Origin of the sequence: Streptomyces sp. NPDC004647, from assembly GCF_040609575.1 — a bacterium.
In the GTDB taxonomy this organism is placed as follows: Bacteria; Actinomycetota; Actinomycetes; order Streptomycetales; family Streptomycetaceae; genus Streptomyces.
Genome location: NZ_JBEXKU010000120.1, coordinates 1 through 17,363, shown reverse-complemented (window position 1 = coordinate 17,363; position 17,363 = coordinate 1). Strand labels below are relative to the sequence as shown.

Annotated in this window: 13 protein-coding genes and 1 pseudogene; 5 read left to right on the top strand and 9 right to left on the bottom strand. The window is 72.3% G+C overall.

The window, feature by feature from the left end; all coding sequences use genetic code 11:
- Positions 1 to 59: 59 nt before the first annotated feature.
- The 5 genes from ABZW18_RS31815 to hrcA form a co-directional block, all read right to left on the bottom strand.
- Positions 60 to 3,371 carry a S41 family peptidase gene (locus ABZW18_RS31815; RefSeq protein ID WP_356194274.1) on the bottom strand — a complete coding sequence of 1,104 codons (3,312 nt, stop codon included), beginning with the start codon at positions 3,369 to 3,371 and terminating at the stop codon, positions 60 to 62.
- A gap of 348 nt (positions 3,372 to 3,719) precedes the next feature.
- A complete protein-coding gene (locus tag ABZW18_RS31810; protein WP_356194271.1) occupies positions 3,720 to 4,457 on the bottom strand; it encodes a 16S rRNA (uracil(1498)-N(3))-methyltransferase in 738 nt (245 codons plus the stop codon).
- Positions 4,454 to 5,533 (bottom strand): nitronate monooxygenase, encoded by a 1,080-nt coding sequence (locus ABZW18_RS31805; RefSeq protein ID WP_356194268.1) that lies wholly within the window; start codon positions 5,531 to 5,533, stop codon positions 4,454 to 4,456. The genes ABZW18_RS31810 and ABZW18_RS31805 overlap by 4 nt, the downstream gene beginning before the upstream one ends.
- Before the next feature lie 256 nt (positions 5,534 to 5,789).
- A complete protein-coding gene (gene dnaJ, locus ABZW18_RS31800) occupies positions 5,790 to 6,926 on the bottom strand; it encodes a molecular chaperone DnaJ (protein WP_356194266.1) in 1,137 nt (378 codons plus the stop codon).
- Complete coding sequence (gene hrcA, locus ABZW18_RS31795) at positions 6,927 to 7,943, bottom strand: heat-inducible transcriptional repressor HrcA (protein ID WP_356194264.1); 1,017 nt, start codon at positions 7,941 to 7,943, stop codon at positions 6,927 to 6,929.
- A gap of 192 nt (positions 7,944 to 8,135) precedes the next feature.
- Between hrcA and ABZW18_RS31790 the strand changes: the two genes are divergently transcribed.
- Together ABZW18_RS31790 and ABZW18_RS31785 are read left to right on the top strand one after the other, a co-directional pair.
- On the top strand, positions 8,136 to 8,873 hold the full coding sequence (locus ABZW18_RS31790) for an MBL fold metallo-hydrolase (RefSeq protein WP_356194262.1): 738 nt from the start codon (positions 8,136 to 8,138) through the stop codon (positions 8,871 to 8,873).
- Between the two features lie 197 nt (positions 8,874 to 9,070).
- Positions 9,071 to 9,919 (top strand): DUF3097 domain-containing protein, encoded by an 849-nt coding sequence (locus ABZW18_RS31785; RefSeq protein ID WP_356194260.1) that lies wholly within the window; start codon positions 9,071 to 9,073, stop codon positions 9,917 to 9,919.
- A gap of 338 nt (positions 9,920 to 10,257) precedes the next feature.
- On the opposite strand, the gene ABZW18_RS31780 is transcribed toward ABZW18_RS31785, so the two are convergent.
- Positions 10,258 to 10,575 (bottom strand): hypothetical protein, encoded by a 318-nt coding sequence (locus ABZW18_RS31780; RefSeq protein WP_356194258.1) that lies wholly within the window; start codon positions 10,573 to 10,575, stop codon positions 10,258 to 10,260.
- Positions 10,576 to 10,678: 103 nt separating this feature from the next.
- A complete protein-coding gene (locus ABZW18_RS31775) occupies positions 10,679 to 11,320 on the bottom strand; it encodes a helix-turn-helix domain-containing protein (RefSeq protein ID WP_356194257.1) in 642 nt (213 codons plus the stop codon).
- Between the two features lie 91 nt (positions 11,321 to 11,411).
- Here ABZW18_RS31775 and ABZW18_RS31770 point away from each other — a divergent pair, with 91 nt between their 5' ends.
- Positions 11,412 to 12,332, top strand: a complete 921-nt coding sequence (locus ABZW18_RS31770; protein WP_356194255.1) for an NmrA family NAD(P)-binding protein — start codon at positions 11,412 to 11,414, stop codon at positions 12,330 to 12,332.
- Positions 12,333 to 12,410: 78 nt separating this feature from the next.
- Positions 12,411 to 13,199, top strand: coding sequence for an SDR family NAD(P)-dependent oxidoreductase (locus ABZW18_RS31765; RefSeq protein WP_356194252.1), 789 nt, complete (start codon positions 12,411 to 12,413; stop codon positions 13,197 to 13,199).
- On the opposite strand, the gene hemW is transcribed toward ABZW18_RS31765, so the two are convergent.
- Complete coding sequence (gene hemW, locus ABZW18_RS31760) at positions 13,121 to 14,353, bottom strand: radical SAM family heme chaperone HemW (RefSeq protein ID WP_356194250.1); 1,233 nt, start codon at positions 14,351 to 14,353, stop codon at positions 13,121 to 13,123. The two genes, ABZW18_RS31765 and hemW, sit on opposite strands and share 79 nt — an antisense overlap.
- 111 nt (positions 14,354 to 14,464) lie before the next feature.
- Complete coding sequence (locus tag ABZW18_RS31755; RefSeq protein WP_356194247.1) at positions 14,465 to 16,780, bottom strand: SpoIIE family protein phosphatase; 2,316 nt, start codon at positions 16,778 to 16,780, stop codon at positions 14,465 to 14,467.
- Between the two features lie 119 nt (positions 16,781 to 16,899).
- Between ABZW18_RS31755 and ABZW18_RS31750 the strand changes: the two are divergent.
- Positions 16,900 to 17,363 (top strand): annotated as a pseudogene (locus ABZW18_RS31750) (IS5 family transposase); the annotation flags it as partial.

The window sequence follows — 17,363 nt, the reverse complement described above, 5'->3', positions numbered from 1 at the left end:
GTTCCGGAACCGGCCGCCGCCCGGCGCACGCGGGGCTCCGCGTCGCCCCCTACGAGCGGTCAGGGGAGGGACGGCGGGGTCTTTGCCGGGTTCTCCGCGAGGGCCGCCAGCGCGATGCGGATCGCCTCGTCGAGTTGGGGGTCGCGGCCGGCAGCCCAGTCCTGGGGGGTCTGGACGACCTCGACGTCCGGGTCCACGCCGTAGTTCTCCACCCCCCAGCCGTAGCCCTCCAGCCAGAACGCGTACTTGGGCTGGGTGACGGAGGTGCCGTCGACGAGGTCGTACCGGTGATCGATCCCGACCACGCCGCCCCAGGTGCGCGTACCGACGACCGGGCCGATGCCGAGAGCCTTGATCGCCGCGTTGACGATGTCGCCGTCCGAGCCGGAGAACTCGTCGGCGACGGCGACGACCGGGCCGCGCGGCGCGTCCTGCGGGTAGCTCATCGGCCGCATCCCGCGCGGCAGGTCCCAGCCGACGATCCGGCGGGCCAGCTTTTCGACAACGAGCTGCGAGGTGTGGCCGCCGCGGTTCTCCCGGACGTCCACGACCAGGCCCTCGCGGGCCACCTCCACACGCAGGTCCCGGTGCAGTTGCGCCCAGCCGGAGCCGACCATGTCGGGCACATGCAGGTAGCCCAGCCGCCCGCCGGACTGCTCGTGCACATAGCGGCGCCGGTCGGTGACCCACGCGTGGTAGCGCAGCGGCTCCTCGTCGGCGATCGGCACGACGACGGCGTGCCTCGGGTCGCCGCCCCCGGCCGGGGCGATCGTCAGCTCGACGGGCTTGCCGGCCGCGCCGACCAGCAGCGGGCCCGGCCCGGCGACGGGGTCCACCCGGTGGCCGTCCACGGCCACGATCGCGTCCCCCGGGCGTACGGCCACGCCCGGCGCGGCCAGTGGGGAGCGGGCGTGCGGGTCGGAGGTCTCGGAGGGAAGGATCCGTTCGATACGCCACAGCCCGGTTCCCTCCCCCGCCCCGTCGGCGCCGTCGGCGTCGCCGTCGCGGACGATGTCGGCGCCGAGCAGCCCCTGGCGGTGCTGGGCGTCGCCGGGCCCGCCGGGCGGGGCGACGTACGCGTGCGAGGTGCCCAGTTCGCCCTGGACCTCCCACAGCAGGTCCACGAGGTCGTCATGGGTGGCCGCGCGGGCGAGGACGGGACGGTAGCGGTCGAGGACGGCGTCCCAGTCCGTGCCGCCGAGGTCCGGCCGCCAGAAGTTGTCCCGCATCAGACGCCCGGCCTCGGCGTACATCTGCTGCCATTCGGCGGCCGGGTCGACGGTCAGCCGGATACGGGACAGGTCGACGGTGATGCTGTCGTCGCTGTCCTCGTCGTCGCCGTCGGAGGACTTGCTGTCCGCCGGAACGACCCGCAGCTTGCCGTTCACCGACAGCAGCACCTTCTTGCCGTCGCCGCTGACCACGAAGTCGTCGGCGTCCCCGGCGAGTTCCTCGGCCTTGCGCTGCGCGAGGTCGTAACGCTCCAGCGAGGTGGTCGGGCCGTCCGTGTCGGGGCCGGCCAGGGCGGACCCGAGCACGCCACGCAGCGGGTGCCGCAGCCACAGCACGCCGTTCTCCGCGGCACGCAGCGTGGAGTAGCGAGCGGCCTCGACCGGGAAGGGCACCGTGCGGTCGGCGAGTCCGTCGAGGTCGATACGGGTGGCGGGGGCCGTCTGGTCATCGCCGTCGCGGCCTTCGCCGTCGCGGTCGGACTTGTCGTCGTGGACGGCGCGGCCGTGCCGCTGCGGACCGAAGGGCGAGGGCGTGGTGGCGGCGAGGGTCACCAGGTGCGGGCGGCAGGCACCCACGAACGCCAGGTCGAAGACGTGGACGTCGTAGACCGGGTCGAAGGCCCGCTCGGAGAGGAAGGCGAGATGCTTGCCGTCGGCGGTGAAGGCGGGTGAGAAGTCGTTGAATCGCAGCGGGGTGGCGTCGGAGACGGACAGGTCCGTGGTGTTGGCGATCTTCAGCTGGCGCAGCGGGCCGGGGCCGGGGTGGGACCAGGCGAGCCAGCCGGAATCGGGTGAGAAGACCAGGCCGTCGGCGTCGCCGTACTCGCTGCGGGCCACCTCGCGGACCTCGCCCGAGGAGCGCTCGATGAGCAGGACGCGGCCGTCGTGCGAGGCGACGGCGGCGCGGCTCCCGTCGGGGGCCATGGCGAGGTCGAGGACCCGGCCGAGCCGCCCGGCCGCGAGCCGGCGCGGGGCCGCGCCCGGTGCCGCACCGCCCGCGGGGGCGAACTCGAGGGCGTCCTCGCCCTCGGCGTCGGTGACCCAGACGACATGCTCGGCCGCGCCGGACGACCGCCCGCGTCCGTCGAGGAAGGTGCGGGGCAGCCGGGCCCGTACGCCCGGCTCGGCGGCGAGCGCGCGGGCGGGGCCTTCGCGGTGGGTGATCCAGTGGATGCTGCCGCGGACCTCGACGGCGCTGCCGCGGCCGGTGTGGTCGGGGCCGGCGTCGCCGAGGTACGCGGAGGCGCGCACCGGGTGCGGCTGAAGGTCGGTGCGCTGACCGCCGAGGCGGATCTCGAGGCGGCGCGGCTCGGCGCCCTCCAGGTCATCGAGCAGCCAGAGTTCACCGGCGGAGGAGTACACGACGCGGCGGCCGTCGGTGGCCGCGTGACGGGCGTAGAAGCCTCCCCCGGACTCCCCGTCTCCCACGGGGGTGTGGCGGCGCAGGTCGGAGCCGTCGGGGAGGGAGGAGTAGACCGCGCCGACCCCTTCGTGGTCGGAGAGGAACGCCAACCGCTCCCCCACCCACAGGGGGCACTCGATATTGCCGTCGAGGTCCGCGTGCAGGCGCTGGAACGCTCCCCCGGCCTCCGTCGGAGGGCTTCCCACGCCGTCCCGGTCGATCCACAACTTGCCCGCCGTGCCGCCCCGGTAGCGCTTCCACGCGGCGGCCTCGCGTCCCATGGTGGCCGACAGCAGCAGTACGGCTCCTCCGGGGCCGTACGCCACGTCGCCGACGGGGCCGTAGGGGAGCGTACGGGCCGGGCCGCCGTCCAGCGGAACGGCCCGCGCCCAGGTACGGCGCAGGGACGCCTGCCCGTAGGTACTGATCGCCAGCACCTCGCCCTGGGGGGTCCAGCCGCGGACGGCGGTCTTCCAACTGCCCCAGTACGTCAGCCGCGTGGAGCGGCCGCCGTCGACCGGGGCGATGTGCACCTCGGGGGCGCCGTCACGGGTGGAGGTCCAGGCGATGTGCTCGCCGTCCGGCGAGATCCGCGGGGACGATACGGGCATGTTGTCGGCGCTGACCCGCCAGGCACGGCCGCCGTCGAGGGGCGCCGCCCAGACGTCGTCCTCGGCGGTGAAGGCGATCAACTCGCCGTGGACATGCGGAAACCGGAGGTACGAAGGCTGCGTCACGTCCGCAACCCTAATCACGTACCGATGTCCCTACCAGCGAATCCGGTCAGTTGGAGATCGACATACGGTCGGTGACCACGGCGGCGCCGGTTCCGGTTCGGCGAGCCGCTCAGTCGTGGTCCCGCGAGCGGCCTGCGAGCTACGCCGCCTGTCCTGTGAGCCACGCCGTAGTCCCCGAGCGCGGCCGGTCCCCGAGCCACGCCGCCGTCCCGCCAGCCACGCCGCCTGTCCTGTGAGCCACGCCGTAGTCCCCCAAGCCACACGGCCGGTCCCCGAGCCACGCAGCGGGCGCCGCCCGCAGTCCGGCCACGCAATTCGGCCGGGCAGAGCACGGGCACCACGCGCCGGTCAGGCCCAGCGGCCCGTGCGGCCCAGCAGCAGAGCCGTCGCCGCCGTCCCGGCGGTGGAGGTGCGCAGTACGGTCGGGCCGAGCCGGTACGGCTTCGCGCCGGCCTCGGCGAAGGTCGCCAACTCCTCCGGTCCGACTCCCCCTTCGGGGCCCACGACCAGCACGATGTCTCCCTCTGTGGGGAGTTCCGCGGCGGCCAGCGGCTCGCTGCCTTCCTCGTGGAGTACGGCCGCAAACGCCGCGTCCGCCAGCAGAGCGGCCACCTGACGGGTCGTCATCAGATCGGTGACCGCGGGGAATCGGAGGCGGCGGGACTGCTTGCCCGCCTCTCGGGCGGTGGCCCGCCACTTCCGCAGCGCCTTCTCGCCGCGCTCGCCCTTCCACTGCGTGACGCACCGCGCGGCCGACCAGGGGACGACGGCGTCGACACCGGTCTCCGTCATGGTCTCGACGGCCAGTTCGCCGCGGTCGCCCTTGGGCAGTGCCTGGACGACGGTGATGCGGGGCCGCGGCTCGGGCTCCGTACGCAGCTCGGAGACGGCGACCTCCAGCCGGTCCTTGCCCTCGACAGCGGTCACGGTGCCGTATGCCCCGCTGCCCGCGCCGTCGGTCAGCAGGATCTCCTCACCGGCTCGCAGCCTCCGTACGGACACCGCGTGCCGGCCCTCGGGGCCGTCCAGGATGATCGTCGTGCCGCGCAGCAGGTCGCTGTCGACGAGGAAGACCGGCGCGGTCACGACACCGTCCCGAGCGTCAACGACGCCCGCGCCGCGTCCAGTTCCTGCGCCAGGACCTCGACCAGCTCTCCGGCGGGCAGCTCGCGCGCCATCCGGTGGCCCTGGCCCGCCCACAGCGCCATGCCCTGCGGGTCGCCGGCGGCGGCCGCGGCCTTGCGCAGCGCCGCGGTCATGTAGTGGATCTGCGGATAAGCGGCGGGGGCGTACGGGCCGTGTTCGCGGATGAACCGGTTGACCAGCCCGCGCGCCGGGCGGCCGGAGAAAGCCCTGGTCAGCTCGGTGCCGGGGAACAGCGGGTCGGTCATGGCCCGCTTGTGCAGCGCGTTGGCGCCGGATTCGGGGCAGACGAGGAAGGCCGTACCGAGCTGGGCGGAGATCGCTCCCGCGGCCAGTACGCCGGCGATCTGCGCCCCGCGCATCAGCCCGCCCGCCGCGATGATCGGCAGGTTGACGACCTCGCGGACCTGCGCGATGAGCGTCAGCAGTCCCACACCGGTACCGGTGCCGTCGGCGTGCGGGTCGTCGTGGTGGGTGCCCTGGTGGCCGCCGGCCTCGATGCCCTGGACGCAGACGGCGTCCGCGCCCGACCACTGGGCGGCCTGCGCCTCGGCGGGGGTGGTGACGGTGACCACGGTCCGGGTGCCGACCTTCGCGAAAGCGTCGAAGACGTGGCGGGACGGGCAGCCGAAGGTGAAGGAGACGACCGGCACCGGGTCGTCGAGGAGGATCGCGAGCTTGCCCTCGTACGCGTCGTCCAGGGTGCCGTCGGTGTCACCGAGCGGCGTCTCGTACCAGTTCGCCTCGCCCGCCAGCTGCTCGCGGTACACCGCGATGGCGCCCTGGTCGGCGGTCGAGGGCTGGGGCATGAAGAGGTTCACGCCGAAGGAGCGGACGGTCATCCCCCGCAGCCGTTTGACCTCCTGGTACATGGCCTCCGGCGTCTTGTAACCGGCGGCCAGGAACCCGAGGCCGCCCGCCTCGCACACGGCGGCGGCCAGCTCGGGGCAGGAGCCGCCACCGGCCATCGGGGCCTGCACGATCGGGTACGGGGAGAACTCGGTGAGCGCGGAGGGCATGACCACATGGTGTCACGCCCTCCGGATGGCACCGAATGGGGCCGTATGCCTGCCCGGCGAGCACAGCGGCCGGACCAGGGCGGGACCGGCGGACCGGGACCGGCGGCGGAGCAGCGACGAGCCGACGGCGCACCGGCGGCGGGATCAACAGAACGATCAACGACCGTCGAACGCATCCCCGGAGGACCGTCCCGCGCACCGGCGACCGGACCGGCCGCCGGACCGAACGCCCCGGCCAACCGGACGACCGACCCGGTCAACGACCGTTGAACGCGTCCTTCAAGCGGGAGAACAGTCCCTGCTGTCCCGGCTGGAAGTGGCCGGCCGGCCGCTCCTCGCCGCGCAGCTTGGCCAGTTGCCGCATCAGGTCCTCCTGAGCCGGGTCGAGCTTCGACGGCGTCTGGACCTCGACGTGCACGATCAGGTCACCGCGCCCGCCGCCCCGCAAGTGCGTGACGCCGCGCTGGTGGAGCGGGATCGACTGTCCGGACTGGGTGCCGGGCCGGATGTCGACCTCCTCGAGCCCGTCCAGCGTCTCCAGCGGGCACTGCGTGCCGAGAGCCGCCGCCGTCATCGGGATGGTCACCGTGCAGTGCAGATCGTCTCCGCGCCGCTGGAAGACCGGGTGCGGAAGCTCGTGGATCTCGACGTACAGGTCGCCGGCCGGGCCGCCGCCCGGGCCGACCTCGCCCTCGCCCGCGAGCTGGATACGGGTGCCGTTGTCCACACCTGCCGGGATCTTGACGGTCAGCGTGCGGCGGGACCGTACGCGTCCGTCACCCGCGCACTCGTGGCACGGGGTCGGCACGACCGTGCCGAAGCCCTGGCACTGCGGACACGGCCGCGAGGTCATGACCTGGCCCAGGAAGGACCGCGTCACCTGCGACACCTCGCCACGGCCACGGCACATGTCACAGGTCTGCGCGGAGGTTCCCGGCGCCGCACCCTCGCCGCTGCACGTCGTGCAGACGATCGCGGTGTCGACCTGGATGTCCTTGGTCGTGCCGAACGCGGCCTCGTCCAGCTCGATGTCGAGCCGGATCATCGCGTCCTGGCCGCGCCGCGTACGGGACCTCGGCCCGCGCTGCGAGGCGGTTCCGAAGAAGGCGTCCATGATGTCGGAGAAGTTGCCGAAGCCGGCGCCGAAGCCACCCGCGCCGCCGCCGCCCGCGCCTGCCGCCAGCGGGTCGCCGCCGAGGTCGTAGACCTGCTTCTTCTGCGGGTCCGACAGCACCTCGTAAGCGGCGTTGATCTCCTTGAACCGCTCCTGGGTCTTCGGATCCGGATTGACGTCCGGGTGCAGTTCGCGAGCCAGGCGCCGGAACGCCTTCTTGATCTCGTCCTGCCCTGCGTCGCGGCGCACGCCTAGGACGGCGTAGTAGTCCGTGGCCACTTACGACTCCGCCAGGATCTGTCCGACGTAACGTGCCACTGCGCGTACCGCTCCCATCGTTCCGGGGTAGTCCATGCGGGTCGGTCCGACCACGCCGAGTTTGGCGACTGCCTCGTCTCCCGAACCGTAACCGACTGCGACGACCGATGTGGACGTCAGCCCCTCATGGGCATTCTCATGCCCGATTCGTACGGTCATACCCGAGTCCTTGGCCTCCCCGAGCAGCTTGAGCAGCACCACCTGCTCCTCAAGAGCCTCCAGCACCGGCCGGATGGTCAGCGGGAAGTCGTGTCCGAAGCGGGTGAGATTGGCGGTGCCGCCGATCATCAACCGCTCCTCGGTCTCCTCGACCAGAGTCTCCAGCAGTGTCGCCAGAACTGTGGAGACGGTTCCCCGGTCCTCCGTGTCGAAGGACTCGGGAAGATCTTGCACCAGCTGCGGCACATCGGCGAACCGACGCCCCACGACCCGGCTGTTGAGCCGCGCGCGCAGATCCGCGAGCGAGGTCTCGCCGAACGGCGCCGGGCAGTCCACCATGCGCTGCTCGACCCGGCCGGTGTCCGTGATCAGCACGAGCATGAGCCGGGCCGGGGCCAGCGACAGCAGCTCGACGTGACGGACGGTGGACCGCGTCAGCGAGGGGTACTGGACGACCGCGACCTGCCTGGTCAGCTGCGCGAGCAGCCGGACCGTACGGCCCACGACATCGTCGAGATCGACGGCGCCGTCCAGGAAGTTCTGGATCGCCCGCCGCTCCGGCGAGGACAGCGGCTTGACGCCCGCCAGCTTGTCCACGAAGAGGCGGTAGCCCTTGTCGGTCGGGATACGTCCCGCGCTGGTGTGCGGCTGGGCGATGAAGCCCTCGTCCTCGAGGACGGCCATGTCGTTGCGCACCGTGGCCGGGGAGACACCCAGCCCGTGCCGCTCCGTGAGCGCCTTGGAGCCGACCGGCTCCTCGGTGCCCACGTAGTCCTGGACGATGGCGCGCAGCACCTCGAGCCTGCGTTCGCTGAGCATGGCGCACACCTCCAGCTGTGGTTCCGTGGCTCTGCCTGGCACTCGATGCATTGGAGTGCCAGCTTCCCCGAGCCAGTGTACGGCGGGGTGGTACGACCTGGGCAAGGGCGGCCCACCTCGTGGGGAGACTCGGCAGCAGGCAACGGTAACTCGCCCTCGGCAAGGTGGTCCCCCGGCTACTAGCGTCGTCTCATGGACCGCACTTGGGAAGAGGCGGGCTGGGAGCAGCTCGCGCCGGGCGTCGCACGGCGCCGGCTGCCCGGCTGGGACGCGACGGCAGGCCTCGTACAGGGCACGTCGGGCGTTCTGATGGTGGACGCCGGGGCAACACTGCGTGAGGGCGCGGAGCTGCGCCGGCAGGCACAGGATCTGACCGGCCGCGGGGTGACACATCTCGCACTCACCCACCCGCACTTCGACCATGTGCTCGGCGCTCCGTCCTTCGCGGGGGTGGAGGTGTACGGGGCGGTCGGCATGGACCGGATGCTCGGCGGGCCCCGCAGGCGGGCGGCGCTGCGCGAGGACGCGGTGCGGCACGGGGTGGACCCGGACGCCGCTTCGGAGGCGGCGGAGCAGCTCGTGCCGCCGGACCATCTGGTGAGCGGCGACATGGTGGTCGGCCTGGGTGGCGGGCGCGAGGCGGTGCTGGTGAACGTCGGCCCGGGGCACAGCGGTCACGATCTCGTGGTGCTCGTCCCCGGCCACGACGGCGGGCCCAGCGTCGTCTTCTGCGGCGACCTGGTGGAGGAGTCGGGCGAGCCCCAGGCCGGTCCCGATGCCGTACCGGGCCAGTGGCCCGCCGCGCTGGACCGGCTTGTGGCGCTCGGCGGTGAGGACGCGCTGTACGTGCCCGGGCACGGTGCCGTGGTGGACGCCCGGTTCGTCCGGGCGCAGCGCGAGGAGCTGGCGGCCCGCTTCGCTTCGGGGTGAGTCGGTCGCGGTGAGCCGGTCCCCGGTGGATTCGGCTCGGGCTGAGCCAGTCCGCAGCGAACCAGTCCCCGGTGGATCGGTTCTGGCTGAGCCAGTCCGCAGCGAACCAGTCCGCAGTTGATCGGTTGCGGTAAGTCGGCGGCCCGTTCCGGGGGTTCGGGGGCATCAGCCGAAAGGGGGCCGCTACTGTCGGGCGAATGCGCAGCAGAGAGTACGGGCCGGACCTCACGCCCCCGTGGAAGAAGCAGGGGCCCGCCCCCGAGGTGCCCGCCGAGCCCGATCTGGTCGTCGAGGAGGTCGGCTCCGGCTTCTGCGGCGCGGTGATCCGCTGCGAGAAGACAGCGCAGGGACCGACCGTCACCCTGGAGGACCGGTTCGGCAAGCACCGGGTGTTCCCGATGGAGCCGCGGGGCTTTCTGCTGGAGGGGCGCGTCGTCACGCTCGTACGCCCCTCGGCCGCGACCGGCGTCCCCCGTGCGGAGGCGCGAGGGAGCGCCCCGGCCCGTACGGCGTCCGGTTCGATCGCCGTCCCGGGAGCGCGCGCGAGGGTCGCACGCGCCGGGCGCATCTATGTCGAGGGCCGGCACGACGCCGAGCTCGTCGAGCGGGTCTGGGGCGACGACCTGCGCATCGAGGGCGTGGTCGTCGAGTACCTCGAGGGCATCGACGACCTGCCCGCCATCGTCCGCGACTTCTCGCCCGGCCCGGACGCCCGCCTCGGCGTCCTCGTCGACCACTTGGTGCCGGGCTCGAAAGAATCCCGGATCGCCGCGCAGGTCACGGACGCCCACACGCTCGTCGTCGGCCACCCCTACATCGACATCTGGGAGGCCGTGAAGCCGTCCTCGGTGGGCATTCCCGGCTGGCCGTCCGTCCCGCGCGGACAGGACTGGAAGACGGGCGTGTGCCGGGCCCTGGGCTGGCCGGAGAACACGGGGGCGGCCTGGAAGCAGCGCATCCTCGGTCCGGTCCGCAGCTACAAGGATCTGGAGCCGACTCTGCTGGGCCGTGTCGAGGAGCTGATCGACTTCGTCACCGCTCCGTGAGCCCGGCGGGTCCCGGGGTCCCCGGGGGACCGGCGGATCATGGGGGGCTCTCCCGGTGCGCAGGGCGGCTTCCTTGAGGATGTCGATCAGAGCGACGGTGCCCCACGTCTTGCGGATCGCCTTCTTGAGCCTGCGCAGGTTCTTCGGTTCCTTCTGCGGCTCGGGCTCGGTGAACTTGATCGCCCTGTTGCGGTGCTTGCCGCTGATCGTCACCCACGGGAGTTTCGGCAGCTTGGTGTCCAGGGCGCCGAGCTCGGCGCGCATCTCGCTCTTCAGCTGGGCAGTGAAGACCTTCCCGTCGCGCGGCTTGTTCAGCTTGTCGTAGTACTCCGCGCGCCTCATCTCGAAGTCATCCGGGAGGTCGTCGTCGGGTTGCGCCACTTGTCGGCGCCGACCACCCAGATCTCCTTGCAGCGCAGCCTCTCGCGCAGGGCCTGGAAGACGCACGCCTCGTACACCGTGCGCATGACGCGCTTGGGCCCCTTGTCGGGAGTGAAGATCGCGAACTCCATCCAGTCCTTGCGCGCCACCCTCTCCAGCGGGATCGTCTCGCCGAGCGGCAGGTAGGTGTTGGAGGAGTCCTTGTGCCGCTCGATCAGCTTCAGTGCCTCCATGACGGGCCTGTGCTGGTCGTTGGAGGAGCGGAAGTCCAGCACGCCCAGCAGCTTCGTCAGCCCGCTGCGGTAGTGGTTGCTGTAGGAGGATCTGGTAACTGGCGACCACGACCGGCACGGTGCTCAGCCCCATGCGGCCCGCAGATCACGGCTCGTGCCGGCGCCTGAGGAGGGGCAGCAGGACGCGGTCGGTGATGGCCTCGAAGTCGCATGCCTCCAGTGGCCGGTCCTGGAGTGCGGGCAGGTAGCTCAGGAGGGCAATGACGGTGGCGGTGGTCATCGTGTCGGCCGGTTGGCTGGGCAGGGTTTCGCCGCTGCGGTGAGCGCGTGCGACGGCCGCGGCGATGGCTTGATCGACGGCGGCGGTGAAGCGGACGCGCAGGGAGTCGGCGAGTTCGGGATGGCGTTGGGCCGCTTCGAGGCCGGCGGTGACCAGGCGGTGGCGCTGGGGGTCGAGGCATCCGGTGACGCGGATCAGCGTGTGGATGAGGTCGTCGCGCAGCGAGGTGGCTTCGCTGGAGGGCTCTGCACTGGTCGGGTCGGCGAAGCCGATGGTTTCCAGTGCGTCGGCCACCAGGTCGGCGCGGGTGGCCCACCGGCGGTAGACGGTGGCCTTGCCCACCCCGGCGAGGGCGGCGGTCTTCTCCATGGTCAGAGCCTCGTAGCCGCCCTCGGAGAGCAAGGTGAGGGCGGCGTCGGTGATGCGGGCGTCCCGGGCAGCATCGCGGGCGGGGCCCGCGGAGCCGGCGGGCCGCTGCCGGGGGGACGGTTGGTGCGGCATGTGCATACTAGGACGGTACCGTATCGAGTCGCTTCCGTTCCGGGTTGGGCCGAGGTGTCTCACCAGACGACCATCCGTTGAGAGGCACACCATGGGCATGACCGTTCTCGTGACCGGGGCAAACGGCGACCAGGGCGGCCACACCGCCCGCCGACTCCTGGAGCGCGGTCACCCGGTGTGCGCGCTGGTGACCGATCCCGGCAAACCGAGCGCCCGCACGCTGGCCGAGGCCGGCGCCCAGGTGATGGCCGGCGATCTCGCCGATCCCGACGATGTCCGCCGCGCGGTGCACGGAGCGGACGCGGTCTTCGCGGTCCCGGTGGGCGGGCCCGATGAGGCCGAAAAGGCCCGCATCGGCCGGCTGCTCATCGAGGCGGCCCGCGAGAACGGAGTGCGCCACTTCGTCCAATCCTCCGTCGCAGCTCTGCCCGCGCACCTGGGATTCGGCGACCCCGGTACCGGATACAGCTTCGAGCCCTACGCCCGCGCGCGCCTGGAGATCGAGGAGACGGTACGCGCGGCCGGGTTCCGCCACTGGACGATCCTGCAGCCGGTGGCGTTCATGGAGAACTTCGCAGGGACCAAGGCGCGGCACATGTATCCCGGGATGACCTCGGGCCGGCTGGACTCCACACGCCCTTCCGACGCCCGCGTCCAGCACATCGCGGCCCGCGACATCGCCGCCTTCGCCGTGGCCGCCGTCGACGACTCGGAACGTTTCACCCGCCACAGCATCCAGCTGGCCTCACAGGCCTTGTCCATGGGCGAGATCGCCGCCGTGCTCAGCGAGGAGACCGGCCGCCCGTACACCCACCGCAGCCTCACACTCGCCGAGGCCACGGACGCGGGCATAGCTGCGGGTGTCGTGCACAGCCAGCTGTGGGACAGCCGGATCGGCTATCACGCACCCCTCGCGGACGACCTGGAAAAGCAGTGGGGCATCCGCCCCCTCACCTTCCGGGACTGGGCCCGGGCCAACCGCCACCTCCTGTCCAGCGGACAGGGCCAGTGCTCCTGATCGCGGGACACGCCGCGCCGGTCCACCGGCACACAAGCCAAAGGGGTAGCTCGCACCACCATCGACGGGACAAGAGCAATGACCGACTTCAAGGGCAAGGTGGCGATCGTCACCGGAGCCGCCTCGGGCATCGGCCGCGCGACCGCGCTTCTGCTGGCGCGGCGCGGCGCGCATGTCATCGTCAATGACCTGTTCGCCGACAGTGCTTCCAAGGTCGAGGCCGAGATCACCGAATTCGGCGGGACAGCCGAGTCCGTCGCGGGAGACGTGACGGAGACCGGCTTCATCGACAACCTCTTCGACGGCGTCGCCGCCGGCCACGGCCACCTCGACATCGTCCACAACAACGTCGGCTTCGGCGGACGCAGCACCATCGTCGATCTCACCGACGAGGAGTGGGACAAAGGCATCGCCCTCAACCTGACCACGACCTTCCGGGGTACCCGGGCCGCACTGTGGATCATGCGCGAGCAGGGACTCACCGGGTTGGCCGCGGCGAAGTCCATGCGGATGCTGCCCATGGCTTCGCGGGTGAACCGCCCGGTGATCGACCGCGCGATGTCCCGGGCGGCCTCCCGGGACGGGCTCTCGGAACGCCCCGGGCCTCGAAACTGTCGACGCCGTCGGTCCGTCATGACGTGGGTCAGCACCGTGCCGAACACCGCCAGATGTCGCTCACATCACAGGATTCCCCGTGCCCTCACAGGCCACTGCATCTCGGCGCGAGCGCACCGCCGCCCGGAGCGTTGCCAGAATCCGGGCGTCCGGCCCATCCGCGGGCAGCTCCGTCAGTCGACCAGATCCCGTACGACCGCGTCGGCCAGGAGCCGGCCGCGCAGGGTCAGCACGGCCCGGCCCGCCTTGTAGGGGCCGGACTGCAGCAGCCCGTCCGCCAGCGCTCGTTCCGCGGCCCGCGCGCCCGCGGGGGCGAGCAGGGTGAGCGGACAGCCCTCGCCCAGCCGCAGCTCCAGCAGGATCCGCTCGACCCGGCGGTCCTCATCGGCCAGCACCTCGCGCCCCGCGCCGGGTGACCGGCCCTCCGTCAGGGCCTGCGCGTAGGCGCCGGGATGCTTCACGTTCCACCAGCGCACGCCGCCGACGTGGCTGTGCGCGCCCGGTCCGGCGCCCCACCAGTCCGCTCCGCGCCAGTAGAGCTCGTTGTGCCGGCAGCGCCCGGACTCCGACGTGGCCCAGTTCGACACCTCGTACCAGCCGAAGCCCGCGGCGGACAGCATGTCCTCGGCGATCAGATACCGGTCGGCGTGCACATCGTCGTCGGTCATCGGCACCTCGCCGCGCCGGATTCGGCGGGCGAGCTGCGTGCCCTCCTCGACGATCAGAGCGTACGCGGACACGTGGTCCGGCCCGGCCGCGATCGCGGAGTCCAGCGAGGCCCGCCAGTCCTCGTCGCTCTCTCCCGGTGTCCCGTAGATCAGGTCGAGATTCACATGGCGGAACCCGGCGGCTCGCGCCTCGGCGACGCACGCCTCGGGCCGCCCCGGGGTGTGGGTCCGGTCCAGCACCTTCAGGACATGCTGCCGGGCGCTCTGCATCCCGAAGGAGACCCGGTTGAAGCCGCCGCGCCGCAGCTCCTCCAGGTACCGCGGATCCACGGACTCCGGATTGGCCTCGGTGGTGATCTCCGCCCCGTCGGCCAGCCCGAACTCGTCCCTGATGGCGCCGAGCATCCGCCCCAGATCGTCCGCCGCCAGCAGGGTCGGCGTACCGCCACCGACGAACACGGTCTCCACCCGGCGCGGATCGTCCCCCAGCACCTTCCGGGCGAGCCGTATCTCCTCGATGAGGGTGTCGGCGTAGTTGTCCCGCGAGGCCAGAGCACCGCCGGATCCGCGCAGCTCGCTTGCGGTGTAGGTGTTGAAGTCGCAGTACCCGCAGCGGGTCGCGCAGTACGGCACGTGCAGATAGAAACCGAGCGGCCGGCCGGCGGCCCCGTCCAGGGCGTGACGCGGCAGGGCCCCGTCGTGGGGCATGGGCTCGCCGTCGGGCAGTGCGGATGGCATACGACCCATTGTCCCCGAGCGCAGCACCCCACGGCGCCGCCACCGGACGACGGGGTCTGCGAGGCACTACCCCTTCGCGCGACCACATCCCGAACCACGCGGCCTCCGGTGCTACACCGGCTCCCCCGGAGCACCCCGCCCCGCGCCCCCGACCGTCTGAAGCACCAGCAGCGCCAGATCATCCTCCGGCGGCATGTCCCCGAATTCGTGCACCGCGCGCCTGATCCGCTCCGCCACGCCCGCCGCCCCCAGCCCCGCGCACCCGGCCAGCGCCTCCGCCAGCCCGTCGCCGTCGTCGAACTGCCGTCGGCCGGAACGGTGCTCCGTGACCCCGTCCGTCACGCACAGCAGCGTGTCGCCGGGCTCCAGGTCGAAGGTCTGCGTCTCGTACGCCGTGTCCTCCAGCACGCCCAGCAGCACCTGCGGCGCCGCCGCCGCCCGCACCTCGCCGTCCGGGCGGAGGAGGAGCGGGAGCGGGTGCCCGGCGCTGGCCAGGGTGCACCGCATGGCGGGCCCCTCGTCCGTCGCCACCAGCTCCCCGAACAGCAGCGACAGGAACCGTACCTGCGCGCCCTCGCCCGGCAGCGGCCCGCCGTCGGCGACCGCCGCCGCGGCCGCGACCGCCGCCGCCGCGGCCTCGGTCGCCTGCATCGCGTCGTCCACGAGCATGCGGTTGAGCCGGTCGAGCACCTCGGACACGTTGTATCCCTCGTGTGCCAGCAGCTTCACCCAGGGCCGTACGAGCCCGGTCACGACGGCCGCCTCCGGCCCGTTCCCGCACACATCGCCCAGTGCGAAGCACCAGCGGCCGTCTCCGGCCTGGAAGATGTCGTAGAAGTCGCCGCCGACCCAGGCTCCCTCTCCGGCCGGCTCGTACACCACCTGCGTGTCCACGCCCGGGATCGTGGCGATGCTGGTCGGCCGCAGCCCCCGCTGGAGGACGAGGCTCGTGGTGGCCTGCCGGGTGTACTGCCGGGCGGCAGCGACCGCGAGCGCGACGCGCCGCGCGAAGTCCTCGACCAGCGCGGTCACTTCATCGGGGATACGCGTCAGCCCTGAGCGGCCGAGCAGCAGTGTGCCGACGCTCCGGCCGCCCACGAAGAGCCGGCAGGCGAGCGCCGAACCGCCGCCACCTTCGTACGACTCGGGGCCGTCCGCGGCGGCTTCCCGGGAGGCCGGCAACGCAGGATCGCCCGGTCCCCCAGGGACCACAATTCCGTCCGGCACAACCGTTCCACCCGACGCAACCGTCCCGCCGGACGTAACCGTTCCACCCGACGCAACCGTCCCGCCGGCCGTAACCGTTCCACCCGACGCAACCGTTCCATCGGACGCCACCGGTCCCCCCGGCACCACCGGCCACGGCCACGGAACCGGCCAGCCCCGCGCCGCCTCCGGAAGCAGCGGCGGATCCTTCTCCAGCGCCGCCCGCAGCCCTTCGATACGGCTCTCGCTGGCGTGCCAGACCCGGGCGAGCCGCGGCGCCGAGGCGGGAGCACGCCCGCCCTCCCCGTCCAGCCAGACCGCGCACCAGTCCGCGAGCCGCGGTACGAGCAGTTGCCCGGCGAGGGCGGCCACCTTCTCCTCGTCGAACTGCCCGGCCAGCAGATCGGACGCCTCGGCGAGGAACGACAGCGCGCCGCGGCTGACCCAGTCGGACCCCAGCTCCCGTACGGCGGCACTCGGCCCCCGCCGGGCGACCCAGTCGACGGACGACAGCCCGGCCGCCCCGGCCTCCCCAACCGCTCCGGCCGCCAAGGTCCCGGGACCGTCGGAGTCCGCGAAGGCGTCCGGTCCGTCGGCGTCCTCGGACTTCACCGCGGGCAGCCGGAACCACACCGTCTTCAGACCGCGCCGATAGCTGACGCCCCACGACTCGGCGAGCGCACCGACCAGTTGGAGCCCTCGCCCGTACTCCCCGGTGGGATGCGGCTCGCCCTGCACCGGCCGTGCCGGATGGTGGTCGGAAACCTCCACCAACAGCACGTCCGGAGCGGCGGCCTGCGCACAGCCGCCCCGGCCGGCACCCGAGCCGCCACTCTCCGCGCCACCCGAGCCGATGCCCTGCCCGCCACCCGAGCCGCCACCGTGACCGTCACCCTCCTGCCCCGCGTAGTCCAGCAGGCCGCCGTCCTCCTCCGGCTCCACGAGGCGGCAGACCAGCTCCACGTTCGTCCCCGCGTGCACCACCGCATTGGTGACCAGCTCACTGACCAGCAGGGCGGCATCCTCCGCGAGCCGGTCGGTGAGCACCGCGCCGGGGAGCGGCCCCAGTTCGGCCCACTCGGCGAGTGTGAGCCGTACGAACCGCCGGGCCGCGGCCGGGGCGAGCGGGTTGCCGGGCAGCCGGGTGCGCGCCCCCGGCCGCTTCCCCGAGGGGGCGGTACCGGGGTCCGCGATCTCACGCTGCATCGGAATGGACCCCACTGCGGCTCCTGGACAGTTCGAGCAATGCGCCGCTGACGACACCGACAGAGTGACAGACTGAGCCCGCCCATGAGCACCGAGTCACCTAAGACGTCATCTCATTTGGATGGTTCGGTAGGCTGTCGGTCGTGGTGGGGATCGTTGAGCGGCTGGTGCCGGACGAGTTGTGGGAGTTGTTCCAGCGGGTAGTGCCGGAGGCGCCGTCGCGGCCTCAGGGTGGTGGCCGACGTCGGCATGGTGACCGGGAGGTGCTGGCCGCGATCGTGTTCGTGGCCACGTCAGGCTGCACCTGGCAGCAGTTGCCTACGGCGTCGTTCGGGCCGTCAGGGGCGACGGCGCATCGGCGATTTGCCGAGTGGACGAAGACCAGAGTGTGGGGCAAGCTTCACCGCCTGGTCCTCGACGAACTCGGCTCCCGTGGCGAGTTGGACTGGTCCCGATGCGCGATCGACTCGGTGAACATGCGGGCCCTGAAAAGGGGGACCTGACAGGTCCGAATCCTGTCGACCGGGGCAAGTACGGGTCGAAGATCCACTTGATCACCGAGCGGACCGGTCTGCCCCTGTCCGTCGGAATCTCGGGG